This window comes from Cyclobacterium lianum (assembly GCF_900143075.1).
GTDB lineage: Bacteria > Bacteroidota > Bacteroidia > Cytophagales > Cyclobacteriaceae > Cyclobacterium > Cyclobacterium lianum.
The window spans coordinates 94,431-118,174 of the sequence record NZ_FRCY01000015.1 but is presented as its reverse complement, the minus strand read 5'-3'; the positions used below and the strand labels follow the sequence as shown (position 1 = coordinate 118,174).

The following is a 23,744-nucleotide window of genomic DNA, read 5'->3' as shown; positions in this document are numbered from 1 at the left end:
AGGAATACAATTTGAATCAATTTTGAAGTTGAATGGTAATCTGATGCTCTTCATTGATAAAAGTATATTCCAAAGTGTAACCATGAATCCTGCAGATTTGTTGGATAATCGATAAGCCCAATCCAATAGATTCACTGGAGGGATTACCCTTCTTGAATCTTTTCAGATACTCCGTTACATTTCCCGTTGGTCTGGCGCCTTTATTGCTGATTTTCAGTACTTTATTATTGAGTTCCAGGCAGATTTGTCCCGGACTGGTGTTGTGTTTGATGGCATTGTTTAGCAGGTTATCGACAAGCATTTCCGCCATGTGGGCATGCATGTCAATTTTTACAGAAGGCTTTATTCGTTGATGAACCGTGATTTTTTTCATTCCCATCAGTTCCTCATATTCGTGAAGACAATCTGTCACCAAACTGGAAAAATTTATGGATTGAGTGCCTTCAAATTCCTGATTTTCCAATTTTGCCAAAGTTGCCAGAGAATTGACAATTTTTGTCATTTTTTCATTTGCCCGGTATGCTGCTCCAATCCAGTTTGCCTGCTGTTTGTCGATCGGGCTATTGAGCAGCAGTTCGAGTTTGCCTGACGCTACGGCTATTGGTGTCTGAATTTCGTGGGATAGGTTTTCAGAAAATTCTTTAACGATCTTATAATCACTCAATAGACGGACCGACATCTTGTTCAGAAAATCATGCAGTTTTTCGAATTCTTCCGTCCTGGTGGATTCAAAAACCAGCGGTTGGTTGTCTTTAAAATTGAAGGTCCTGATTTTGTCCAGGCTTTGGTGAAAAGGTTGGAGAATTCTTTTTGAAACCAACCGGCTGGTGACCACGATAAAAACCAGTAGCATCAAAAAAATTGCCACCATGGTTTGTACTACAGTTTCGGTGATATCGTCCGACTCGATCATGATATTGTAGGTAGACATGTAAAAATGTCTGCCATTGACGAGATAGGATTTTCCTGCCTTGACTTGTCTTTCCACCTGTTCGAGTGGTTCGTGCCAGGCTAAAGTGTCACTTATGTGGAACCTGACCATGGCCTGGTCGGCAGGCAATTCTGTAATTTCCAGCCGGTCCTTCTGCAGTGAGCCTGGGTTTTCCAGGGTTTCCATTTTTCGTGCATAGCGATCCAGTTGTCTTTCCAGCTCCTGCCCTTGTTCAAAATCGATTTCCGATTCCATCTTATAAAATATAAGTATGCCACCGATAAGAAATACAATTATGGAAATGCCAAGATACCAAATGGTAAATTGATTGATTAATTTCATTTTTCTGCTGAGGTGTTAAATTTATAGCCTATACCATAGACTGTTTCGATGTAATCTCTGGCACCTGCACGGCAAATCTTTTTTCTGAGGTTTTTGATGTGTTGGTACACAAAGTCAAAGTTTGCCAGGTCATCGGTATAGTCTCCCCATAAATGTTGTACGATAGCCTGTCTGCCCAGCACCCTGTCCTTATTGGTCATAAAGAAAAGCAGCAGATCAAACTCCTTTTTTGTAAGATCCAGCAACGTTTGGTTGATAGATGCCTGTAAATTTTCGGGATTAACCTGGATTTCATTGAAGGTAAGCACATCTGATCCGCCCAGTTGGTTTCTCCGGTAGAGTGCTTTCAGTCTGGCATGCAATTCTGCCAGATGAAAAGGCTTGGTCAGGTAATCATCAGCACCGAGCTCAAGTCCCTCAATTTTATCGCCCAGGGAATTTTTTGCGGATATGATAAGGATATTGCTGTTGGCCTGGTTCTTCTTAATCAAATCAATAAGATTCAATCCGCTGCCATCCGGAAGCATGATGTCCAGAACGACGCTATCGTAGGAATTGACCAGGATCTTATCCTGAGCGTCAAAACAATTGTCACAGGTTTCGCAAAAAACACCTACAGAGGACAGAAACTCAGTGATATTTTCCGAAAGTTCTAATTGATCTTCAATTAAAAGAATTTTCATCGTTCAAATAAACAGCGAATTTTTGAAGCAAATTTGAAGCAAAACCTGAAAATCTTTTCAAAAAATTACTGGTAAAACAAAAATTCCAGGACCGGAATCAGCATGCTTCCAGCCTGAAAATTTTGCTATTGAGTTTTCGGGATCAGATAGAAAAACTTTCTCCACATCCGCAGGTTCTGGAAGCGTTTGGATTTACAAATTGAAAACCTTTGCCATTTAATCCATCACTGAATTCCAGTGTTGTGCCTGCAAGGTAAAGGAGGCTTTTTCTGTCTACTATGATTTTTACACCCTTGTCTTCAAAAACATGGTCTGTTTCCGCAGTGGTATTGTCAAAACCAAGATCATACATCAGTCCTGAGCAACCCCCGCCTTTTACAGATACCCTGATATTTTCATCAGCGTCCCTGTTTTCTTCCTGTTTTAATTCAAGGATACGATCCCTGGCTTTTTCTGAAACGATGATCATATCTTTCCATTTTAAATGTTGACCGTGCCGGTTAGCCTATAAACCGACAAGACTGAAAATTAATTCCATTATACCTGATTCGTATGCAGGCAAAGATAATAAAATCATACTGAAAATAGTACCTGTCGTTATGTAGTTGCATGATGTCTATGTTTTCGACAGGATTTTGACTTACTATTTGAAGGGGCTGTCTTAAAGAAAGGTGTTTATTTAACCAGAGCGTAGAACAAGTGCTGTTTTTTTCAGGGTATTTAAAGGAATACTGACTCCATGCCTTTGCCGCCGACCATCATCATGGGCGGCACGACAAAGGTAAGGCTTGCCTGGTCTAAGATTCGTTTTGACAAATTGCGGGTCAGCATATAATCAGTTGCTATCCCGAATGAAGAGGTAAAGGATGGGGCGAATAATAAATTAATCGTATTTTTGCATCTTGAGTCTGCCAACGGTGTAATGGTAGCTTTCTGTCAGGATAAGAAGATTTATGGATAAGGAAAAACGAACAGAAATTGGAACCTTAGGAGAGTTTGGGCTTATAGACCAGATCAATAAACAGGTACAGCTCAAACAGGCCAGTTCACTAAAAGGGATCGGAGATGATGCCGCTGTATTGGGCCCTAGTGACAAACTGCGGGTGGTCACAACAGATATGCTGCTCGAGGGGGTTCATTTTGATTTGTCCTATACGCCTCTAAAGCATCTGGGCTTTAAAGCCATTGCTGTAAACGTAAGCGATGTGGCTGCCATGAACGCCATTCCTACTCAGGTGACGGTTAGTCTTGGGCTGTCCAACAGGTTTTCAGTTGAGGCAGTAGAAGAGTTGTACGAGGGCATCAACCTTGCGGCCAATCACTACAATCTCGATCTGGTAGGAGGAGATACCACCTCTTCCAGGGCAGGATTGATCATAGCCGTAACGGCTATCGGCGAAGTAGGCGAGGAGGAGATCAGTTACCGTTCAGGCGCCAGGCAAAACGATATCGTCTGTGCTACCGGAGACCTGGGTGGTGCTTTTGTGGGGCTACAGGTTTTGGAGAGGGAAAAACAGGTGTTTCTTTCTGATCCGAAAATGCAGCCGCAATTGGATAAATACCCTTATATCACCGGCAGACAACTCCGGCCCGACGCGAGAATGGACATCATCCATGAGCTTAGGGAGCTGAAGGTGGTGCCCACCAGTATGATGGATATTTCCGATGGGCTGGCCTCTGAGCTGTTTCACATTTGCAAGGCTTCAGGAGTGGGCGTAGCCATATACGAGGACAAATTGCCTATAGACAAACAGACCTACGATACCGCTTTGGAATTCAACCTGGATCCGATTACCTGTGTGTTGAATGGTGGGGAAGACTATGAACTTTTGTTTACCATCAATCAGAAAGATTTCAAACTTTTGGAAAAGCACCCCGATATCCATTTTATCGGGCACGTGACCGCTGCGGGTGATGGTAAGGTGTTGGTCACCAAAAGTGGTTCCGCTGTACCGTTAAAGGCCCAGGGATGGCAGCACTTTTAGCGTTTCGCATTCGGATACCTGCCCCGCGGGCTTTATTCATTCGGGTAGGGGATATAGAGAAAATTGGTAAAGCTTTCATCCACCACGAAAAGGCAACAGAATTCATCGGGATCTTTGTAGCTCGCTTTAAACTGTTCCAGCGCATCTTCCTGTACAAGTTTTCTCTGAATAAACTCATCCAGGTAGGTGATGTAATAATTCCAGTCGATTGGTTTTTCTTCTCTGCTGAGAAAAAGCTGACCGATGGGCTGGTCCGTCTTGCTGATCGGGAAGATAGGATATTCTGAGAAACCTCGTTTTCTTACCTGATAGGAAGCCTCTTTCAGGTTCTCACAGATCTTTACAAAATCGCTGCTGATGGTGCCAAGATATTTCCCGCTCAATTCCGGGTCGTTTTCGTTGCTGATCATCTTTTTCAATTTAGTTCAAGTAAAACTACATTTTCTACATGGTAGGTCTGCGGAAACATATCCACCGGCTGTATGCGACTTACCTGGTATTTTTCTGAAAGCAGTGCCACATCCCTTGCCTGTGTTGCCGGATTGCAACTGACATATACGATTTTCGGAGCCGATAATTTCAGCAGCATTTGAATTACGTCTTCATGCATTCCCGCTCTCGGGGGATCGGTAATGACCACATCAGGTTTTTGGTGTTGGCTGACAAAATCGTCAGTCAATACATCTTTCATGTCACCGGAATAAAACTGGGTGTTTGTCAATTGATTGTGGCGCGCGTTTTCACGGGCATCCTCTATTGCGGGTTCCACATATTCAATGCCAATCACCTGTCTGGCCCTTCCTGCTACAAAATTGGCAATGGTACCCGTTCCGGTGTAGAGGTCGTATACCGTCTCTTTGCCGGTGAGCCCGGCAAACTCCCTCGCTACCTGATACAGACGGTACGCCTGTTGAGAGTTGGTCTGGTAGAACGACTTGGGCCGGATCTTAAATTTTAACCCTTCCATGTTTTCTTCTATATAATCTCTTCCGGCAAAAGTATGCACGTCCAGGTCCAGAAAGGTTTCGTTCTTTTTCAAATTGACAATGTACAGCAGGGAGGTGATTTCAGGAAATTTTTTATTTAGGAAGGACATGACCTTGTCTATTCCCTGAGGATCGTCTTCACCGAACTGCACAATGGCCATGGTCTGACCATCTGCGGTGCTTCTGATAATGAGGTTTCGCAACAGTCCGGTTTGGTTGATGATATCGTAAAAAGTCAGGTTTTCTTTTAGAGCAAAAGTTCTCAATTCATTTCTGACTTCATTGGATATACCCCCTTGAAGATAACAATGGTTTATATCAACTATTTTATCAAATCTTTTTGGTACATGAAAACCCAGGGCATTCCTTTCGAAATTTTCACCAGAATCGATTTCTTCCCGGGTAAGCCATCGGTTATTGGAAAAGGTAAAATCAAGTTTGTTTCTGTAATACCGGGTATCTTTGGCACCGATAATGGGCATGACTTCCGGTAGAGGGACTTTGGCAATTCTTTGGAATTGATCCACCACCTGCTGTCTTTTGTAGGTCATTTGGAGCTCATAAGAGATATGTTGCCATTTGCAGCCTCCGCATGTGCCAAAATGTTCGCAAAAGGGGCTCACCCTATTGTCTGAATATTCATGAATCTTTATGGCCTCCGCTTCCAGGAAACTGCTCCTCCCTTTGGTCACCCTTACATCTACAACATCTCCTGGAGCTACATTGCTTACAAAAACTACCTTTCCATCATGGTGCCCCACGCACTTTCCTTCGCTTGCAATTCTCTCTATTTTCAGCCTTTGAAGGACCTTATTCTTCATTTTTCTTGACATAGGTTGCAAAATTAATCATTTTAGACCAAAGGGATTAAATTTGTCCTGAATGGTTTCAGGTTTTTGCATACCTTGATAAAAAGTACATATGGATCTAAAAGACAAAGTTGTAATCATTACGGGAGCTACTTCGGGAATCGGACTTGCCTGTGCCAGGGTTTTTGGTAAGGCAGGAGCAAGAATCTGGATTACCGGAAGGAGTCAGGTAAAACTGGACGAAACGCTGCTGATGCTTCAGAAAGAGGGTGTCACCTGCGCAGGAGGACTCTGCGATGCCTCTGATCCGGCACAAAATGAAAAAATGGCCAAAGATGTCAAGGATAAATTTGGGACCATCGATATCCTGATAAACAATGCGGGTATCAGCATGAGAGCCTTGTTCAGAGATTTGGACTTAAAGGTGTTTCATCAAGTGATGGATATCAATTTTTGGGGTAGCGTCTATGCAACCAAATATTGCATGGATGAAATCGTTAAAAACAAGGGAGCGATCATCGGTATATCCTCTATCAATGGATTTAGAGGGACCCCTGCCAGGACTGCATATACCGCCAGCAAATTTGCCATGAACGGTTTTTTCGAGTCCCTGAGAACGGAACTGATGAAACTGGGCGTACACGTGCTGGTGGTTTGTCCCGGATTTACTGCATCCAATATCCGGAACAATGCCTTAATGGCAGATGGGAGTCAACAGAAAGAATCGCCCCGGGATGAAGAAAAAATGATGACCTCGGAAGAGGTGGCCGAAGCAATATTAAAAGCCCTCCGAAAAAAGAAACGGGATCTGGTGCTTACACGCCAGGGCAAACTGGCATCATTTTTAAACAAATGGGTACCTGGACTGATGGACAAGGTGGTGTACAACCACATGGCCAGAGAAAAAGATTCACCCTTTAAGTAGAACTTCATGCTGAAAGAAATTTTTAAGGTATATTTAAACCGTTTGGTAGACCTCTCTTCCAATAACCGGTCTATTTTTCTCCCCAGAGTCATTCAGAGCCAAATGATTGATCTGAAAGACTTTCATTTTCTGAACAATCACCCTTCTTTTTTTTACATCAACGAATTGTTGGGAAGGAAGCGAAATATCCCATTGATACAGGAACTCGATTCCCGTGACAAAAATGTCAACCAGCTCTCCACCCGACTTAAGCGGCTGCAATACCACGTTCGTTTTGCAGTAGAAGAAACCGGAGAGAAAAGTTTGTTCGTGGGCTGGCCATTTGTTGAAGGCAGGTTATTGAATGAGCAATTGATCCGCTGCCCGCTGATATTTTTTCCGGTAGACCTGGTTCTGGAAGACAAAACCTGGTTTCTGAGAAAAAGCCCTGGTGAGCTTCCCTTTCTCAATCCCTCTTTTTTGCTTGCCTACAGCCAGGCCATGGGTAGGCCTTTTGACAAAGAGTGGCTGGAATTGTCGATGGAGGATTTTAGCAAGGAACCCATGGGCTTTCGTACGGATCTGTACCATTACCTGAAAAATCAGGTAGAGCTTAATTTCAACAGGGAAATTTATCAGGATAAACTGGAGTTTTTCCCGGATCTGAGTAGGGATGATTTGGCCAACTACTCAGAGACCGGATTGCTGCGGCTTCAGCCTTATGCCATACTCGGACAGTTTTCGCAGAAAAATTCCTTTCTGATGGATGATTATGAACAATTGATCAGGCAGACCAGTCAGCAGCGCCTGGAGGATTTATTTGCGGATACCTTTGGGAAGGTGCCGGAAACCAACAAACTCAGCCTGGAAAGTAACCTGTACAATACGTTTCCGATGGATGCCAGCCAGGAGGAAGTGATCAGGCAGGTGAAGGCGGGCCAATCCTGTGTGGTGCAGGGACCTCCGGGAACAGGCAAATCCCAGCTCATCTGCAATTTGGTGGCAGATTTTACTTCGCGGGGAAAGAAAGTATTGGTCGTCTCCCAAAAACGGGCAGCCCTGGACGTGGTGTACAGCCGTCTGGCGGGACAGGGAATGGCTAATTTCTCTGCTCTTGTGCATGATTACCGGGGCGACAGGAAGGAGTTGTATAAAAAAATCGATCACCAGATCAGCTCTTTGGAAAATTACCAAAGCCTGAACAATTCTTTAGATGCCATTCAACTCGAGCGGACATTCGGGCAAATGTGCAGAAATATAGAAAAGTATACTGATTTTTTTGATGAATATAAGGAAGCGCTATACGATGTAAGCGATTGTGGCGTTCCCGCAAAGGAGCTATACCTCACTTCAGATTACGGCGAGGAAGGAGTGGATATGACTCAATTTTACCGGCATTTCAGGCTGGACGAATTGGATGGATTTATCTCGAATTTTGAACAGTATCAGTTTTTCTATAACAAGTTTCAGGTTTCTTCTTCTTTCTGGCTGCATAGGGTGGACTTTTCGGCCTTTGGACCAGAAGCCTTAAATGGGGTCCAAGCCACTTTTCAGGAACTTTCTTCTGTGAAATTGACGGCCAAAAAGGATCTGGATACCATGCTGGCAGACACGTTTGAGTATGGGTTGATTTATCAATCCTTCCAGCAAAAGGAAAAGATAGAGGAGTTGGTGCAAACCATCAATAGTCCGGAAATATACGAGAAATTCAAAACTTTTATGGCCCATGACGCGGCCACACTGGACCATTTGTGGCTGGAAAGCAAAGTGGATATGGTCCGGAAATTATTTGCGGATGAGGGCGTAGAATGGAATATAGGCGATACTGAAGTAGAGGGCGTACTGAAGAAGGCGGTACAAGCCGCAAAGAAAATGGAATCCTGGTATGGTAAGGTTGCAGTAAGTCTTGACAGTAATAAATATGGTGAAATCATTTCACTATTGGAAAGGAACGGATTCAAGAAGAGCAAGGAAGATGTCCGGGTATTGATCCAGAAACTGGAAAACAGGATGAACCTCAACCACCAGTACACATTATTGGCTCAAAAATCCTGGATAGAAATGCCGGAAAAGCCCTTTACGATCCAAACTTTCAACCAAATATCAGGCATTTTGATCAAGGCTCTAAAAGCCCGGTTTATCATGCGGGACCTGGGTGTTCTGGCATCTTACTTCTATAAGCCTCAATTTTCCTACCAACACTTTCAGACACTTTTAGAGGGCGTCACCGTAATCAATGATTGGGTAGAAGATCATTTTGGCAATTGGAGGAAATATCTCAGTGAGATCCAGATCAAACATTTGTTAAGCTCCTCTGATGAAGAAAAGTTACAGGGTGTAAGTAAAAATCTTTCCAGGGATGTAGATGAGTTGATACGGTTTGACAGGCTCAGAAATCATATGCATGAGATTGAAAGAAAAGTAGCTGAGAAGATGATGGATGCATTTCCCGAAAAGGACTTTTCTGAGTTAAAGCAAATTTTTCTATCCAGTTTAAAGGTTAGTTGGGTAGGACATCTGGAAGCAAAGTTTCCGGTGTTGAAAGAGATTTACGGTCCGCAGATCAAAAGTTATATTGCAGATTTCGAATTGTCGGTGGAGGAGAAATTAAAGACGGCGCGCTTCATTGTAGAAATGCGGCTTCGCGAGAGGGTTTGTCAGGACCTCGAATACAATAGATTGAACAACCTCATCACTTATCGGGAACTGGCCCATCAGGTGGGCAAAAAAAAGCAGATATGGTCCGTTAAAAAACTGATTGCCTTTTACAAAGAGGAATTGTTTCGGTTGGTACCCTGCTGGCTGGCATCTCCGGAGACTGCCTCTGCTCTTTTTCCGCTGGAGCAGGATTTTGATCTGGTGATCTTTGACGAGGCCAGCCAATGCTATTTTGAGAGAGGGTTGCCCATGATGCTGAGGGGAAAACAGGTCGTCATCGCCGGTGATTCTCAGCAACTCCAACCTTACGATCTTTATCAGACAAGAATTCAATCTGAGGAAGAAGCTATAGAGCTGGAAATTGACGCGCTTCTGGATATGGCGAGCAAGTTTTTTCCCACTTTTCATCTCAGTACCCATTATCGGAGCGCTACTTTGCCACTGATTCATTTTTCGAATGTCCACTTCTACGAAGAGCGACTATACATGTTGCCAGACAGGAAGGTATTGAATAGCCGTGACCCGGGCATCAAACTGATTGCCACAGATGGGATTTGGCAAAACCAAACCAACCCTGTTGAGGCCCGGGAGGTGTTGACGCAATTGGTCAAGCTAAGGGCCCAGCATCCCGGAGATTCCCTGGGGGTTATTACTTTCAACTATCACCAGATGATCCTGATCATTACCTTGATAGAAGAGGATGAATCTCTGAGAACCGATGCATACATCAAAGTAAAAAACATTGAGAATGTGCAGGGAGATGAGTATGACCGGGTAATCTTTTCTGTAGGTTATGCAAAGAATCAGGATGGCAAGTTTACTGCAAATTTTGGATTGCTGTCCCGCAAGGGAGGTGAAAACCGTTTGAATGTAGCAGTGACGAGAGCCAGGAAAGAAAATATTTTGATTACCAGCCTTAGCACAGCGGACTTCAGGGAAAGGCATCAGAAAAATCCGGGAATCAGCTTATTGAGCAAGTACATTGCCTATGCTTCCGACATCGAAAACGGCAACAATCCCGTTAAATCCGAATTGCATGTAGCAGGTTTTCACAATTCCTGGTCATTAAAGGACCGTTTAATGGGTAACTATGGCAACCATGAAGTGACAGAGAATCCATATGTGAAAGTGATGGATCTGGAGGTAAAGGAAAACGACAAGGCCCTCGCGGCGATACTCACAGACGATCAACGGTTTTTTGCAAGCAAAACGGCGAAGGAGGCCTTTGTATATCATCCTCAGCTATTGACTGCTAGAAACTGGAACATGGTTTTCTTATTTAGCAGGCAATATTGGCTGGACCGGGAGGATCTGCTCCAAACCAAAATTGCCCAGGCAAATTTTAACCAATCCGAGAAAAATTAGCCGCCTGTCTGAAAACCCGGATTCCTTTCAAGAACGCTATTCTTCGAGGGCAGCAATTTTAAATCCCACAGACTCAATACCCATTAGGGTGTCTTTTCTCATGTAATGAATAAATTGTACTCTGGCAGAAACTGGTAACTGGCTGGAAGGTAGGGTGTCATAGAGTACCCGCCTGTTACCAAAGCCTGAACCAAGAGGTTGACCGGTCTTGGGGTCAAACAATTGCAGGTTTATAAGGGAGTCCAGCTGGATGTTGTTCAGGCTATCTCTGAGCAGGAAACGCATGTATAGGTTGTGGTATTCGTAGCTGTCATTGTACCTGATCCCTACCGAAAGCAATTTGGGACCTGCTGCTGGTAAGGAGTCTACCGTAAATGAGACCGTGTCTGCCACTAACCAGTGTTGGTCAGGAAACTCTTCAAACGACTCATAAATCCTGTTTCCATTACAACCTGAGAGCAAAATCAAAGAAATGACCAGGCACCGGATTGCTGTCATTGGTTTACTGGCCATCAGATTTCCCTTTGTTAGGATCGTTCTTTGGATTTCGGTTTCGATTTGGCCTTCTTCTTTTATTCGACTGGCCCTTGTTTTTACCTTTTGGGGCTTGCTGACCAGCCCTGCCCTGTGCCTGAGCAGGATTTTCCTGCGGGTTCTGGTTTCTGTTGCCCTTTTTCGGGTTCCTGTTGTTTTTTTGATTTCTGTTTCTTTTATCGTGTGGCTCCTGGTTTGGTGCTCCACCTTCTCTTGAGGCCGCGTAGGGCTTTTTAGATTTGGGTTTCCGTTTTTTCTTTCGTTTACCCTGCGCAAATTTTTTATCTAAAAGCTCGAGGTCCTGATTGTTTTTATTCTGGTCAAACTCGCCCTCGAATGGCTTGTCTTGCTGTAAATTGTATGGCGTTATGCCCTTCGCATTTTGGTCTAAGATCATTTTGACCCGGTCACAATCGATGGAGTGCCAGTTGTTATCATCGTTGTAGCTAAACCACATGAGGCGCCTGAATATGTCCGTTTTCTGAAGCTTGGCGGAGCCTGCCTCGGTAAGCAGCGGTTTCTCTACATTGGGAATGTCTTCCAGTGCACTCAGGTAACTATCCAGTTCAAAATTTAGGCAGCATTTCAGGCGCCCGCATTGACCGGATAATTTGCTCGGGTTCAGGGATAGGTTTTGATACCTCGCAGCGGAGGTGGTCACGGACTTAAAGTCATGGATCCAGGTGGAGCAACAAAGCTCTCTGCCGCAGACACCAATGCCACCGAGGCGGCCAGCTTCCTGCCTGAGGCTGATCTGCCTCATTTCCACCCGTATCTTAAACTCCGATGCCAGTACCTTGATCAATTCGCGGAAGTCGACCCTGTCATCTGCAGAATAATAAAAGGTGGCCTTGGAATTATCCGCCTGGTATTCCACATCAGAAAGCTTCATCCCCAATTTCAGTTCTTCTATGATTTGCTTGCTTCTGTATAGGGTAGGGATTTCCCGGTTTTTAGCTTCCTGCCATTTTTCCAGGTCTTTTTCGGTGGCGATCCGGTAAATGCCCAGGATATTGTCATCATTTTTGATTTTCCTTTTTTGCATTTGCAATCGTACCAGTTCACCCTGCAGGGACACATATCCGATGTGGTGTCCATTGGGCACGTCTACCACTACCGGATCTCCGGTAGTGAGGGGTAAAAGTCCCGTATTCCTGAAATAATCTTTTCTGCCGCCCTTGAATTTTATTTCTACTATATCAAATTTATCTACTTCGGGAATGCCCATGTGGGATAACCAATCAAAGGCATTCATTTTGTTGCAATCGCTAGTCCCGCAACTGCCATTGTTCTGGCAGCCACCTACGGCGCTTGTCCCGGTGCTACAATTTGTACATCCTGACATATTCCATCTATATTTTAGGGAGTTTCCTCCTCGTGAAAAGGGTTTTTCAATTTCCAAATTGGAGGATATCCTGCCCGATATCCCTTCGGTAATTTACTTTTTCCCAATTGATCTGGTTTACTCTTTCGTAGGCATGCTTTATCGCATCCTCCACGGTGTTTCCCAATCCTGTGATCCCCAATACCCTGCCACCATTGGTGACAACGGTCTTCGGGGCTGATAATTTCGTGCCTGCATGAAAAGTGATGGCCTGCCCATCGGAATTTTTTTCCAATCCTGATATGATCTTTCCTTTTTCGTAGGCCTCCGGATACCCACCTGCCACCATCACTACAGTAGCAGTACTTGTTGCTGCGGTTTTTAGTTCATATTGGTTTAATTTTTTGTCGGCGATTGCCTGCAGCAATTCCAGAAAATCACTTTCAATCCGTGGCAGGACAGCCTGAGTTTCCGGATCGCCCATCCGTACGTTGTATTCGATCACGAAAGGCTCTCCGTCCATGTTCATGAGGCCGATAAACAGGAAGCCTCTGAAATCGATACCGGAATCTTTCAGTCCTGAAACCGTGGGTTGAATGATTTTTTCTTCTACTTTTTTCATGAAGGCCGGGTCAGCAAAGGGTACCGGACTGATGGCACCCATGCCGCCGGTGTTTGGTCCTGTATCCTGTTCACCTATCCGCTTATAGTCCTTTGCCTCGGGGAGGATTTTGTAGCTTTCTCCATCTGTGGCCACAAATACAGACAGTTCTATCCCATCAAGGAATGTTTCGATTACTACTTTTGAAGAGGCTGCCCCGAATTTTTCGCCTTCCAGCATGTCTGAAAAGTTCTTTTCAGCATCGGCAATACTGTTGCAGATCAAAACACCTTTGCCTGCCGCCAATCCGTCTGCTTTCAGCACGATAGGCAATTTTTGCTTCTTTAGATAAGCCATGCCTTCCTGTATGCTGGCTTGTGTGAAGGTGGCATGTGAGGCAGTCGGGATGCCATACTGATTCATGAAGGCCTTGGAAAAATCTTTACTACCTTCCATGCGGGCACCTGCCATACCGGGCCCAACTATCGGTAGTTGAGCAGTTTTCGGATCCAGTGCCAAAAAATCTCTCAAACCTTTGACCAGGGGCTCTTCCGGACCTACTACAAGCAGGTGAACTTCATGGTCCAGGCAAAACTGTTTTATTCCCTCAAAATCATTTACGGATAGGGCAACATTTTCCCCTAAAGCTTCTGTTCCGGCATTTCCCGGTGCGATCCATAACTTCTCACAATGTTGACTTTGATTTATTTTCCAGGCAAATGCGTGTTCTCTGCCACCGCTTCCAATGAGCAATATGTTCATTTGTTGTTTTTCTTTTAGTTGGCGTGATCTGAAATAAACTTAATCCTGTACACCCTTATTTCTTCCTCAGAAAAATCTTCATCTTCCAATTCCGCCATGGCTTCCCGGATTTTGTCAGTATCGGCCGTCATAAAATAGTCATGGAGAATTTCTTCTCTTTCGTCATCCATGATATTTTGAATGTAATAGTTGATATTTAATTTTGTTCCGCTGTAGATGATTTGTTCTATTTCATGCAGCAGTTCACCCATGCTGATATTCAGGTTATTGGCGATTTCATCCAGGTCAATTTTTCTGTCGATCTGCTGAATGATAGTAATCTTTACCTTGGACCGGGTGCCTGCCGTTTTTACAACTACATCAGAGGCGGTAATGATCTCGTTTTCTTCTACATAATTTTCGATCAGGCGCAGGAAAGAGCCGCCAAATTTGTTCACTTTGCCAAGACCAACTCCATTAATCTGAGCGAGTTCTTCCCTGGTCGTGGGATAGACAGTGGCCATTTCCTCCAGCGAGGGATCCTGAAAGATGACGTAAGGAGGGAGGTTTTTGGCCTTTGCTACTTTCTTTCTTTCTGCCTTCAGTAATTCAAAAAGCTTCTCATCGTAAGCCGTGCCCATGTTGCTTAGCTCTTCGGAAGATATATTTTCAGCCATTTCTTCAAAATTATGATTCTTACTGATCTTGACAGGATAAGGGTCCTTGAGGTAAGATTCACTTTTATCGGACAATAAAAGGACACCATAATTTTCAATATCCTTATCCAACAAGCCATAGATCATGGTTTGACGAATTACCGTCTTCCAGTGTACTGCATCTTTGTCTTTTCCTAAACCGAAGGTGGAGAGCTTGTCGTGATCGTAGCTTTCTATGTATTCATCTCTTTCCCCCCGGATCATGCTGACGATATGATCCATGCTGAACCTCTGATTGGTCTCCCTGACCGCTTTGATCACAGTAACGATATCCTCCTGTCCATCGAAGGTTTCTTTTGTTTTTTTACAGTTGTCACAATACCCACAATCTTTGCCCAGGTTTTCTCCGAAATAGTGTAGTAAAAACCTTCTCCTGCAGACGGAGCTTTCCGCATAGGCTGCCATCTCCTGCAGCAGTACTTTGGCATTTTCGCGTTCGTTGACAGGTTTGTCCTTATTGAACTTTTCCAACTTTACGATATCCTCATAACGGTAAAACATCAGGCAGTGTCCTTCCAGGCCATCCCGCCCCGCCCTGCCGGTCTCCTGATAGTAGCCTTCGAGTGACTTGGGTACATCGTAATGAATCACATACCTGACATCCGGTTTGTCTATACCCATACCAAATGCGATGGTAGCTACAATTACATCCACTTCCTCATTAAGAAAATCATCCTGATTTTTTACCCGAACATGTCCGTCAAGTCCTGCGTGGTAGGGGGCTGCATTGATCCCGTTTACTTTTAAAAGGTCTGCTATTTCCGTCACCTTCTTCCTGCTGAGGCAGTAGATGATACCGGACTTTCCTTTATGGGCCTTGATGTATTTGATGATCTCCTTTTTGGTTTCATTTTTTACCTTGGGGCGAACTTCATAGTAAAGGTTGGTTCGGTTAAAGGAAGATTTATACAGGTCGGCCTCCTCCATCTGGAGGTTTCTCTGTATGTCCTGCTGGACTTTGGGTGTAGCTGTGGCGGTCAGGGCAATTACCGGGAGCTTGTCGCCGATCTGAGCAATGATAGATTTTATTTTGCGGTACTCCGGCCGGAAATCATGCCCCCACTCAGAGATACAGTGTGCCTCATCAATGGCCACAAAACTGATGTCAGCTTTTTTCAGGAACTGCACGTTTTCCTCCTTGGTCAATGACTCAGGCGCCACGTACAGCAGTTTGGTAAGGCCTGAAGTGACCTCCGCTTTTACCCTGTTGGATTCAGCTTTGCTGAGCGTTGAATTGAGAAAATGAGCATTGATCCCGAAGCTGTTCAGTTGGTCAACCTGGTTTTTCATCAAGGCGATCAATGGCGAAATGACGATTGCTGTCCCCTCCTTCGACACCGCGGGAAGCTGGTAACAAAGTGATTTGCCTGCACCGGTAGGCATGATCACAAATGTGTTTTTCCCTTTGAGTATGTTTTCTACTATGAACTGTTGGTTTCCTCTAAACTGATTGAAACCAAAAATATTTTTCAGATTATCTTTTACTGCGTTATCCACCAGACAAATAGTTTAATGAGTTGCTCTTCGTCAATCATTAAAGTTTAAGGTAAAACTTTCCTACCTTTATACAAAATTAACAATTAACAACTGTAAAATTGAATTTACTAAAAAATATTAAAACCACGGCAAGAAATGTTCTTCAAAACGAAGCCGATGCGCTGATTGACTTAATACCCCATATAGGAGCAGATTTCGAGGCTTGTGTGGAAGATATTTTACAGAACTCAGGCCGTCTGGTAGTCACGGGAATTGGAAAAAGTGCAATCGTATCCAATAAAATTGTGGCTACACTCAATTCTACAGGTACTCCTTCTTTGTTTATGCATGCCGCCGATGCTATTCATGGAGATTTGGGTATGATTAAAGAAGAAGATTTTGTAATATGCGTGTCTAAAAGCGGCAATACACCGGAAATCAAGGTGCTTATCCCTCTTGTCAAACAGTTGGGCAGCAAGCTGATCGCGATTGTCGGAGATGAAACAAGTTACCTGGGCAAGCAGGCAGATTATGTATTGTATGCCGGGATTAAAGAAGAGGCTTGTCCCAATAACCTGGCGCCTACTACCAGTACTACGGCCCAAATGGCCATGGGTGATGCCCTTGCCGTGTGCCTGCTCAGTGCCAGGGGGTTTTCGGCAGAATCTTTTGCCAGGTTTCATCCCGGTGGGGCGCTGGGCAAAAAGCTCTACATGAGGGTAGGAGATGTAATGGACAGTTCCCTGCTTCCCATCGTGTCAGAGGACGCCACTTTGAAAGATGCGATCATAGAAATCAGCAGCAAAAGACTGGGTGCCACAGCAGTAGTGGATCCGAGAGGAAAACTGAAAGGGATCATTACTGATGGGGATCTCAGACGAATGCTTCAACGGGCAGCAGATCTCTCCACGATAAAAGCGCGGGACATCATGACGCCCAAGCCAAAAGTAATAAAAGTGGATGATTATGCCGTTAGCGCCTTGGGTTTGATGAGAGCACATAACATTACCCAATTGGTAGTGCTGGCGGCAGGAACAGTAGTAGGCTTTATTCATATTCATGATTTGATGAAAGAAGGTATTGTTTAATATGGATGTTAAAGACAAATATGTCGTGATACTTGCCGGGGGTATCGGTATCAAATTCTGGCCTGTCAGCCGACACCACAAGCCCAAGCAGTTTCTGGATTTGCTTGGTACGGGCAGAACATTGCTGCAGATGACTTTCGACAGGTTTAAAAATATTTTTGAGGCCTACCAGTTTATAGTAGTGACCAATAAAAAATACCATGGTTTGGTAAAAGAACAATTGCCTGAGATCCCAGACCATCAAATACTGGTGGAACCGCTCCGACGAAATACGGCGGCTTCTATTGCCCTCGCCAGCTACAAGATCAAAAAACTGAACCCCAATGCCAAAGTTTTGATCAGTCCTTCAGACCAGTTGATTTTTAACGAAAAGGCGTTTTTTGAGGCCTTGGACCTGGCTATGGAAGGTGCCAGCCAGACAGGTAACCTGGTGACGATTGGGATCAGACCAAACAGAGCGGATACCAGTTATGGGTATATCCAGTATTTCCACGAAAACGGAAATCCGGTAAAAAAGGTAAAAACCTTCACTGAAAAGCCCGATTTGTCTCTAGCAAACACTTTTCTGGAAAGCGGCGATTTCGTTTGGAATTCAGGTACTTTTGTCTGGAAAAATGAAAGCATTATTTCAGCTTTTGAGGAATACATGCCTGAAATGGCCGAGGTATTTGAAGAAGGAGAAATATATTTTTGTACCGCCAAGGAGCGGGAATTTCTCAATAAGGCCTATAGCCTCATCAAAAACACCTCCATTGACCATGGGATTTTGGAAAGATCAGACAAGGTATTTATGGTGTTGGGCGATTTTGGCTGGTCAGACCTGGGCTCCTGGCAAAACCTATACGACATATCGGAAAAGGACGGCGAAAAAAATACCATAAAAGGCAAAGCGCTGCTCTATGATACCGAAAATTGTTATATTCATCTTCCTCAGGACAAACTCGTGGTCATCCAGGGTTTGACGGATTACCTTATCAGTGATAGCAACAATGTGCTCTTGATATGTAAACTTGGTGAGGAAGAGAAGTTTAGGAATTACGTCACCGATGCCAAAAAAATAGACGAAGATTATGTGTAAGTGACTCAGCTATCGCGGTTTTGTTCGTGGGCAGCAACCGCACTTCTTACGGATCCATACCTGATCAGCAGGTCGTTGGCTGCAGTCTCGTCCAGCCCGGTCGCCTCCATGATCATTTTTGTACCTCTGTTGACCAGTTTTTTGTTGGATAGTTGCATGTCGACCATCTTATTTCCCTTGACCTTTCCCAGTTTGATCATCACACTTGTAGAGATCATGTTCAGACATAATTTTTGGGCAGTACCGGATTTCATTCGGGTACTTCCCGTGACGAATTCGGGCCCGACCACCACTTCCACCGGAAATTGACTGGCCGCAGCCAGGGGACTATCTTTATTACAGGTAATACAGCCAGTGAGCAAACCCGCCGATCCGGCAGATTTGACCCCCCCAATGACATAGGGAGTAGTGCCCGATGCAGCGATACCAATTACGGTATCCCAGGCGTTGAATCCATGGGCCTGAATATCCTTCCAGGCCTGCTGCTGATCGTCTTCCGCATTTTCTACAGCTTTTCTGATGGCCATGTCTCCTCCGGCAATGATGCCAACCACCATATTGTGTGGGACACCATAGGTAGGAGGACATTCCGAAGCATCCAGGATCCCCAGGCGCCCACTGGTACCAGCGCCAATATAAAAAAGGCGCCCTCCTTTTTCCATTCGTGGCACGATGGCAGCTACCAAAGCCTCCAGTTGGGGCAAGGCTTTATTTACCGAGAGGGGGACACTTTGGTCCTCCTTATTCATATTGGTCAGTAATTCGCGTACCGACATTTTTTCCAGGTGGTCGTAATAGGATGCGCTTTCGGTAGTACTCATATTTTCTGTTGGTGATAGAGCGTCAACCCCGCAATCGGGGTTTCAATGATGGTATTGATTTGAATGTTGAAATCCGCCCCTGCCTTTCTGAGGATATCGTTGTTGTAAAAGGCGATGGACCCAACAAAATTAACGTTTTTGTCCTGATAATTTTCATAACGCATCACATGCCGGTGGAAGAAATCCCTGAAAGCATTATATATCAGATTGTAGCAGTAAGGATCGGATTTGTGCTGGGAAATAAACTGACAAAACCCCGCCATGTAGCGGTTGGGAAAGGGTTTTTTGTAAACGTTATCCTGAATTTCAAAGATGGAGAGGTTATAAATGCGGAGGACTGCTGTACGTATCTCCGGGGGCATGTCGTCATAAATAAAATCCTGGAGAAAGTGCTTCCCAATATAGGCGCCGCCTCCCTCATCGCCCAGCAGATATCCAGGTGAGGGCCTGCTGGAAATAATGCGCTCTCCATCATAGTCCCCACTGTTTGAGCCTGTACCCAGAATACAGGCGATTCCCGCCTGGTGCCCGCAGGTGGCCCGCGCCGAAGCCATCAGGTCGTGATCCACATAGATCGCATCGATTGGGAAGATGCTTTGAATGGCTTGCTTTACGGCCTCCTTGTTGGCTGTGGAAGTACAACCCGCCCCGTAAAAATATACCTCCCTGATCTCAGCTTTCAACTCAAGCAGATAAGGGGTATTCAGCCCTGAAATCATATCTTCTTGGGTCTGATAGTAGGGGTTGAAACCAATTGTTCTGAACTGAGAGATGTTTCCGTCATTTCGGATTACCCTCCAGTCGGTTTTGCTTGAACCACTGTCTGCGATTAGAATCATTTATTTAAGATAGCCAATTGGTTCAAATTTATCAAAAACATGTGCCGTGTGGGGGGCGTTTTCCAACTCTGCTGTGAGGTCCTGGCCTGCCCAATGCTCGTAATGTCTGCCGGATCTCCAGAGTCGGGAGCTGGAGAGGTCGTAGATTTTGCCTCGGAAAGCGATCCATACTTCGGGTTTGTCCTGGCCATTTCTCAGCGCCAATTGGTTTTTGGAAATTTGAATCATGATTTTCCAGCTTACAAATTTATCTTGCCTTGATTCCAAACCTGCATCAAATCAATATAGCTTTAATTGCGAGTTGACCCATCGTTCGGGAATTTCCCCTTGCTGGGCGGTAAGGTAATCCTGGTAACTGCAGGGGATAATGGTATCTCGTTTAAATTTTTCATTTTTGTTACTTGGGATTTCCATCCACCACTTACCGCTTAACTTGCTCTTGTAAAAATGTAAAATTGAGGGCTTGGAGTCTAAAGATACAGTATATTTGATGTAATCGGTGCTTTTAAAAGATAAACTATCTTTTCTCTGGTAAAAGCCTTCGATAAAATACCAGATCATAGTGGCGATAATCGAAGCTGTCTTAAACCGGCTATCATCCAGTATGGCATGGTATCCATACAGACCCAGAGAACTTAATTTTTCATTCATTCCGGCAAACCAGCAAATCTGGCAGGCCTCCTCTGCGGTAAGGCCAAAGGGCTGGGCCTCTATGGATCCGGGGGCATCTGAGGAGTGTATGGCACAAAGGTCAAAACTCAGCAGATCAGTGTTCCTGATCAGCGGCTCTACCTCCTTAAAATTATCTCTTAATTTCCCCAGGCGTACATGGTCGAAATATAACTTTTCCAATGTAGTCACCAGTTCCTGGTCTGTCAGAAAGCTCTGGTAGGCAAGGTGGCAATAATTGAACATGTAATTTGGTTTGTTCAATATGATGTCCCTGGAATGAATATCAGCGGGCTTGCCCTGGTCCTCCATGTCCATTCTGGCGTCTACCGTAAGCAGGCTGACCAGTTTTTTCATGTGTTGATAGGAGAGGTACTGTCCCATATCCAGGTCATGGCTGCCGCCGAAGAAGATTGGGAGCACCTCCATTTTAAGCAGTATTTCCCCAATGGAACTGACCAGCGAAAGTGTCTCCTCCCTGGTAACGCCCAATTTTAGATTGCCCAGGTCAGCTATATTATAATTGTTTTGACCCTTTTTCAGCGGGTAAAGCTTCTTTCTTATCTCACTGCTTGTGTGCGCGTTGTTTGGCAATTCCGGATCTGCACTGCCCCGGTATTCTTCTAAGCCGATCAGAGCTATCTGAATGCCATTGATATCCGGAAATTTCTCCCCGTGGCAATGGATGTGATGAAAAAATGCATTGTGACCATAGGCTTCAGTTAAGATTTCTGGCGAAATGGGTTCGAAAAATGCCTCAAGATCCATGGATAAACGTTAAAATTCAATACCAAAGTTACCTAAAATGCATGCATAAAAAAAGTCCCGTTAACATGTAACGGGACAATTTTTCTTTCGCATCAGCCGCCGAAATCATCAAACCTAATGTTTTCGCTGGGCACTCCCATATCGTCCAGCATTTTGAGTACTGCTGAGTTCATCAATGGAGGTCCGCAGAGGTAATATTCAATTTCATCCGGCTCTTCGATATCTTTCAGGTAGTTGTCATAAAGTACCTGGTGAATGAAGCCGACATATCCATCCCCTTCCTTATCGTCCAGTGATTTCTTCACTTTCCAATTGTCTTCAGGAAGCGGCTCCGATAGGCCGATGTGGAAGCTGAAGTTGGGAAAGTCTTTTTCTATATCTCTGAAATGAGGGGTGTAAAACAGTTCTTTTTTGGATCTTCCGCCATACCAATAGGAGACTTTGCGATCGGTTTTCTCTGTGTGAAACAAGTGAAACAGATGGGATCGCAATGGGGCCATACCTGCACCACCACCAATGTATATCATCTCCCGCTGCGTAGGGTTGATGTGGAATTCACCGTAAGGGCCCGAGATGGTCACCTTGTCGCCTGGCTTACGGGAGAATACATAAGAAGAGCAGACCCCGGGATTTACATCCATCCATTTGTTATTCGCCCTATCCCAGGGAGGAGTGGCAATCCTGATAGTAAGCATGACGATATTTCCCTCTGCCGGATGGTTAGCCATGGAATAGGCACGGAACAGTTCCTCGTCATTCTTCATCACAAGGTCCCACAAGCCAAACTTATCCCAATCGCTTTGGTATACATCTTCGGGGTGACCCAGCTCAGGGTGGGGAGTGATGTCCATATCTTTAAAGTTGACAACCACCTGCGGGACATCAATTTGAATGTATCCTCCCGGCTCGAAGTCCAATATTTCTCCTTCAGGAAGTTTTACCTTAAACTCCTTGATAAATGTCGATACGTTGTAATTGGAAATCACTTCGCATTCCCACTTTTTGATGCCAAAAATCTCTTCAGGAATGCGGATTCTCATGTCGTTTTTTACTTTCACCTGGCAGGAAAGTCGGACATTGTTTTGCTTTTCTGCCCTGCTGAGATGTCCCTCCTCTGTGGGTAGGACCTCACCTCCTCCTTCTTCGATCGTACATTTGCACATGGCGCAGGTACCACCGCCTCCACAGGCAGAGGGAAGGAAGATTTTCTTGTTTCCCAGGGTAGACAGTAAAGTGGATCCTGCAGATGCAGTCAGCGGATTTTTTTCATCTCCATTGATAATGATCTTAACGTCCCCGGAGGCCACTAACTTGGATTGGGCAAAAAGAAGTATGAAAACCAGCAGCAAAATAATAAAGGTGAATGCTACTATCGAAGTGATGATTACTGAACTCATTTAATGAAATTTTATTTTATCAGTATGTTTTGACCGGTAAATGATTGCCACAAATATATTATATTTCGGCAAATCCACCGCAATGTGGAAGTATTTTAATCCAACAGATCTACCATTACAACTGCCTAGCTTCGCAATAAGTTTAGCAAAGTATACAATCTGTTTTTCAACTGTCTCCGGTCGATGATAAAGTCTAGAAATCCATGTTCCAATACAAATTCGGCACTCTGGAAACCTTTCGGCAGGTCTTTACCGATTGTTTCCCGAATTACCCTGGGGCCGGCAAATCCTATCAGTGCTCCTGGTTCCGCAATATTAAAATCCCCCAGCATGGCGTAGGAAGCAGTGACTCCTCCGGTGGTAGGATCGGTCATCAGGGAAATGTAAGGAATCCCTGCCTCATCCAGAAGGGAGAGTTTCGCGGAGGTTTTTGCCATTTGCATCAAACTGAATCCGGCCTCCATCATTCTGGCTCCGCCGGATTTGGAAATCATCAGGAATGGGATCTTATTTTTCAATGCGTAGTCAATCGCCCGGGATATTTTTTCTCCCACTACTGATCCCATTGATCCACCAATAAAATTGAAGTCCATGCAGGTAATTACAATGTCCAGTCCATTGAGCTTGCCCACGCCGGTGCGGGCGGCATCCTTAAGTTTGGTCTTTGCTATGGTATCTTTTATTCTGGTAGTATAGGGTTTGCTGTCCACAAAATTAAGCGGATCTCCTGAGGTCATGTCCTTGTCCAGCTCTGTAAACTGGTTGTCATCAAATAGAATTTCAAAATACTCCTTTGATCCGATTTTTACGTGGTAATCATCATCAGGACAGACATAGGAGTTGTTTTTCAATTCCCGGGTATGGATAATGTTTCCTTTTGGGGTTTTGTACCATAATCCGTCTGGGGTGTCTTTCTTTTCCTCTGTGGAGGTTTTGATCCCGGCATCTTTCCTTTTAAACCAAGCCATAAAGTTTTGTTTAAATTATCCCAAAGGTAATTTGAGATTTCAAATTTATGGGTATTATCCG

20 protein-coding genes are annotated in these 23,744 nt (G+C 44.5%); 5 read left to right on the top strand and 15 right to left on the bottom strand.

Annotated features, from left to right (window positions below):
• Positions 1-16: 16 nt before the first annotated feature.
• The 3 genes from BUB19_RS19465 to BUB19_RS19455 all read right to left on the bottom strand — a co-directional run bounded on the left by BUB19_RS19465 (position 17) and on the right by BUB19_RS19455 (position 2,425).
• Positions 17-1,273, bottom strand: coding sequence for a sensor histidine kinase (locus BUB19_RS19465; RefSeq protein WP_073096974.1), 1,257 nt, complete (start codon positions 1,271-1,273; stop codon positions 17-19).
• Positions 1,270-1,956 (bottom strand): response regulator transcription factor, encoded by a 687-nt coding sequence (locus BUB19_RS19460; RefSeq protein WP_073096972.1) that lies wholly within the window; start codon positions 1,954-1,956, stop codon positions 1,270-1,272. Before BUB19_RS19460 ends, BUB19_RS19465 begins: the two co-directional genes overlap by 4 nt.
• A gap of 142 nt (positions 1,957-2,098) precedes the next feature.
• Positions 2,099-2,425: a HesB/IscA family protein gene (locus tag BUB19_RS19455; protein WP_073096971.1), complete on the bottom strand. Its 327-nt coding sequence runs from the start codon at positions 2,423-2,425 to the stop codon at positions 2,099-2,101.
• 484 nt (positions 2,426-2,909) lie between these two features.
• Between BUB19_RS19455 and thiL the strand changes: the two genes are divergently transcribed.
• A complete protein-coding gene (thiL, locus tag BUB19_RS19450) occupies positions 2,910-3,941 on the top strand; it encodes a thiamine-phosphate kinase (RefSeq protein ID WP_073096970.1) in 1,032 nt (343 codons plus the stop codon).
• Between the two features lie 32 nt (positions 3,942-3,973).
• On the opposite strand, the gene BUB19_RS19445 is transcribed toward thiL, so the two are convergent.
• Both BUB19_RS19445 and rlmD read right to left on the bottom strand, forming a co-directional pair.
• Positions 3,974-4,351 (bottom strand): hypothetical protein, encoded by a 378-nt coding sequence (locus tag BUB19_RS19445; protein WP_073097017.1) that lies wholly within the window; start codon positions 4,349-4,351, stop codon positions 3,974-3,976.
• Between the two features lie 5 nt (positions 4,352-4,356).
• The gene (gene rlmD / locus BUB19_RS19440) at positions 4,357-5,760 is read right to left on the bottom strand and encodes a 23S rRNA (uracil(1939)-C(5))-methyltransferase RlmD (protein WP_073096969.1); all 1,404 of its coding nucleotides are present in this window, start codon (positions 5,758-5,760) and stop codon (positions 4,357-4,359) included.
• Between the two features lie 88 nt (positions 5,761-5,848).
• On the opposite strand from rlmD, the gene BUB19_RS19435 reads away from it, so the two are divergent.
• A complete protein-coding gene (locus BUB19_RS19435) occupies positions 5,849-6,661 on the top strand; it encodes an SDR family oxidoreductase (RefSeq protein WP_073096967.1) in 813 nt (270 codons plus the stop codon).
• A gap of 6 nt (positions 6,662-6,667) precedes the next feature.
• The gene (locus BUB19_RS19430) at positions 6,668-10,663 is read left to right on the top strand and encodes an AAA domain-containing protein (RefSeq protein WP_073096965.1); all 3,996 of its coding nucleotides are present in this window, start codon (positions 6,668-6,670) and stop codon (positions 10,661-10,663) included.
• 36 nt (positions 10,664-10,699) lie between these two features.
• On the opposite strand, the gene BUB19_RS19425 is transcribed toward BUB19_RS19430, so the two are convergent.
• The 4 genes from BUB19_RS19425 to recQ form a co-directional block, all read right to left on the bottom strand.
• A complete protein-coding gene (locus tag BUB19_RS19425; protein WP_073097016.1) occupies positions 10,700-11,161 on the bottom strand; it encodes a gliding motility lipoprotein GldH in 462 nt (153 codons plus the stop codon).
• A 4-nt stretch (positions 11,162-11,165) separates the two neighbouring features.
• On the bottom strand, positions 11,166-12,452 hold the full coding sequence (locus BUB19_RS19420) for a PSP1 domain-containing protein (RefSeq protein WP_073096963.1): 1,287 nt from the start codon (positions 12,450-12,452) through the stop codon (positions 11,166-11,168).
• A gap of 136 nt (positions 12,453-12,588) precedes the next feature.
• Complete coding sequence (gene purD, locus BUB19_RS19415) at positions 12,589-13,884, bottom strand: phosphoribosylamine--glycine ligase (protein ID WP_073096961.1); 1,296 nt, start codon at positions 13,882-13,884, stop codon at positions 12,589-12,591.
• A gap of 14 nt (positions 13,885-13,898) precedes the next feature.
• Positions 13,899-16,076: a DNA helicase RecQ gene (gene recQ / locus BUB19_RS19410; protein WP_073096960.1), complete on the bottom strand. Its 2,178-nt coding sequence runs from the start codon at positions 16,074-16,076 to the stop codon at positions 13,899-13,901.
• Positions 16,077-16,174: 98 nt separating this feature from the next.
• Between recQ and BUB19_RS19405 the strand changes: the two genes are divergently transcribed.
• Positions 16,175-17,143, top strand: coding sequence for a KpsF/GutQ family sugar-phosphate isomerase (locus BUB19_RS19405; RefSeq protein ID WP_073096958.1), 969 nt, complete (start codon positions 16,175-16,177; stop codon positions 17,141-17,143).
• Between the two features lies 1 nt (position 17,144).
• Positions 17,145-18,221 carry a mannose-1-phosphate guanylyltransferase gene (locus BUB19_RS19400; protein WP_073096957.1) on the top strand — a complete coding sequence of 359 codons (1,077 nt, stop codon included), beginning with the start codon at positions 17,145-17,147 and terminating at the stop codon, positions 18,219-18,221.
• Between the two features lie 5 nt (positions 18,222-18,226).
• Here BUB19_RS19400 and murQ read toward each other — a convergent pair whose 3' ends face one another.
• The 6 genes from murQ to accD all read right to left on the bottom strand — a co-directional run bounded on the left by murQ (position 18,227) and on the right by accD (position 23,683).
• Entirely contained in the window at positions 18,227-19,042 is an 816-nt protein-coding gene (gene murQ, locus BUB19_RS19395; RefSeq protein WP_073096955.1) for an N-acetylmuramic acid 6-phosphate etherase, read from the bottom strand.
• Positions 19,039-19,881 carry an N-acetylglucosamine kinase gene (locus BUB19_RS19390; protein WP_073096954.1) on the bottom strand — a complete coding sequence of 281 codons (843 nt, stop codon included), beginning with the start codon at positions 19,879-19,881 and terminating at the stop codon, positions 19,039-19,041. The genes murQ and BUB19_RS19390 overlap by 4 nt, the downstream gene beginning before the upstream one ends.
• Complete coding sequence (locus BUB19_RS19385; protein WP_073097015.1) at positions 19,882-20,109, bottom strand: cytochrome b5 domain-containing protein; 228 nt, start codon at positions 20,107-20,109, stop codon at positions 19,882-19,884.
• 51 nt (positions 20,110-20,160) lie between these two features.
• The gene (locus tag BUB19_RS19380) at positions 20,161-21,318 is read right to left on the bottom strand and encodes a formimidoylglutamase (RefSeq protein ID WP_073096953.1); all 1,158 of its coding nucleotides are present in this window, start codon (positions 21,316-21,318) and stop codon (positions 20,161-20,163) included.
• 92 nt (positions 21,319-21,410) lie between these two features.
• Positions 21,411-22,715, bottom strand: coding sequence for an NADH:ubiquinone reductase (Na(+)-transporting) subunit F (nqrF, locus tag BUB19_RS19375; protein WP_073096951.1), 1,305 nt, complete (start codon positions 22,713-22,715; stop codon positions 21,411-21,413).
• Positions 22,716-22,840: 125 nt separating this feature from the next.
• A complete protein-coding gene (gene accD, locus BUB19_RS19370) occupies positions 22,841-23,683 on the bottom strand; it encodes an acetyl-CoA carboxylase, carboxyltransferase subunit beta (RefSeq protein WP_073096950.1) in 843 nt (280 codons plus the stop codon).
• Positions 23,684-23,744: the final 61 nt, after the last annotated feature.

Excerpts from the sequence above, each read along its gene's own strand:
- BUB19_RS19465 (WP_073096974.1), bottom strand. The coding sequence starts at position 1,273 with ATGAAATTAATCAATCAATTTACCATTTGGTATCTTGGCATTTCCATA.
- BUB19_RS19400 (WP_073096957.1), top strand. The coding sequence starts at position 17,145 with ATGGATGTTAAAGACAAATATGTCGTGATACTTGCCGGGGGTATCGGT.
- nqrF (WP_073096951.1), bottom strand. The coding sequence starts at position 22,715 with ATGAGTTCAGTAATCATCACTTCGATAGTAGCATTCACCTTTATTATT.
- BUB19_RS19430 (WP_073096965.1), top strand. The coding sequence starts at position 6,668 with ATGCTGAAAGAAATTTTTAAGGTATATTTAAACCGTTTGGTAGACCTC.
- BUB19_RS19445 (WP_073097017.1), bottom strand. The coding sequence starts at position 4,351 with ATGATCAGCAACGAAAACGACCCGGAATTGAGCGGGAAATATCTTGGC.
- thiL (WP_073096970.1), top strand. The coding sequence starts at position 2,910 with ATGGATAAGGAAAAACGAACAGAAATTGGAACCTTAGGAGAGTTTGGG.
- accD (WP_073096950.1), bottom strand. The coding sequence starts at position 23,683 with ATGGCTTGGTTTAAAAGGAAAGATGCCGGGATCAAAACCTCCACAGAG.
- rlmD (WP_073096969.1), bottom strand. The coding sequence starts at position 5,760 with ATGTCAAGAAAAATGAAGAATAAGGTCCTTCAAAGGCTGAAAATAGAG.
- BUB19_RS19425 (WP_073097016.1), bottom strand. The coding sequence starts at position 11,161 with ATGACAGCAATCCGGTGCCTGGTCATTTCTTTGATTTTGCTCTCAGGT.
- BUB19_RS19455 (WP_073096971.1), bottom strand. The coding sequence starts at position 2,425 with ATGATCATCGTTTCAGAAAAAGCCAGGGATCGTATCCTTGAATTAAAA.
- BUB19_RS19385 (WP_073097015.1), bottom strand. The coding sequence starts at position 20,109 with ATGATTCAAATTTCCAAAAACCAATTGGCGCTGAGAAATGGCCAGGAC.
- purD (WP_073096961.1), bottom strand. The coding sequence starts at position 13,884 with ATGAACATATTGCTCATTGGAAGCGGTGGCAGAGAACACGCATTTGCC.
- BUB19_RS19380 (WP_073096953.1), bottom strand. The coding sequence starts at position 21,318 with ATGGATCTTGAGGCATTTTTCGAACCCATTTCGCCAGAAATCTTAACT.
- BUB19_RS19435 (WP_073096967.1), top strand. The coding sequence starts at position 5,849 with ATGGATCTAAAAGACAAAGTTGTAATCATTACGGGAGCTACTTCGGGA.
- murQ (WP_073096955.1), bottom strand. The coding sequence starts at position 19,042 with ATGAGTACTACCGAAAGCGCATCCTATTACGACCACCTGGAAAAAATG.
- BUB19_RS19460 (WP_073096972.1), bottom strand. The coding sequence starts at position 1,956 with ATGAAAATTCTTTTAATTGAAGATCAATTAGAACTTTCGGAAAATATC.
- BUB19_RS19390 (WP_073096954.1), bottom strand. The coding sequence starts at position 19,881 with ATGATTCTAATCGCAGACAGTGGTTCAAGCAAAACCGACTGGAGGGTA.
- BUB19_RS19420 (WP_073096963.1), bottom strand. The coding sequence starts at position 12,452 with ATGAATGCCTTTGATTGGTTATCCCACATGGGCATTCCCGAAGTAGAT.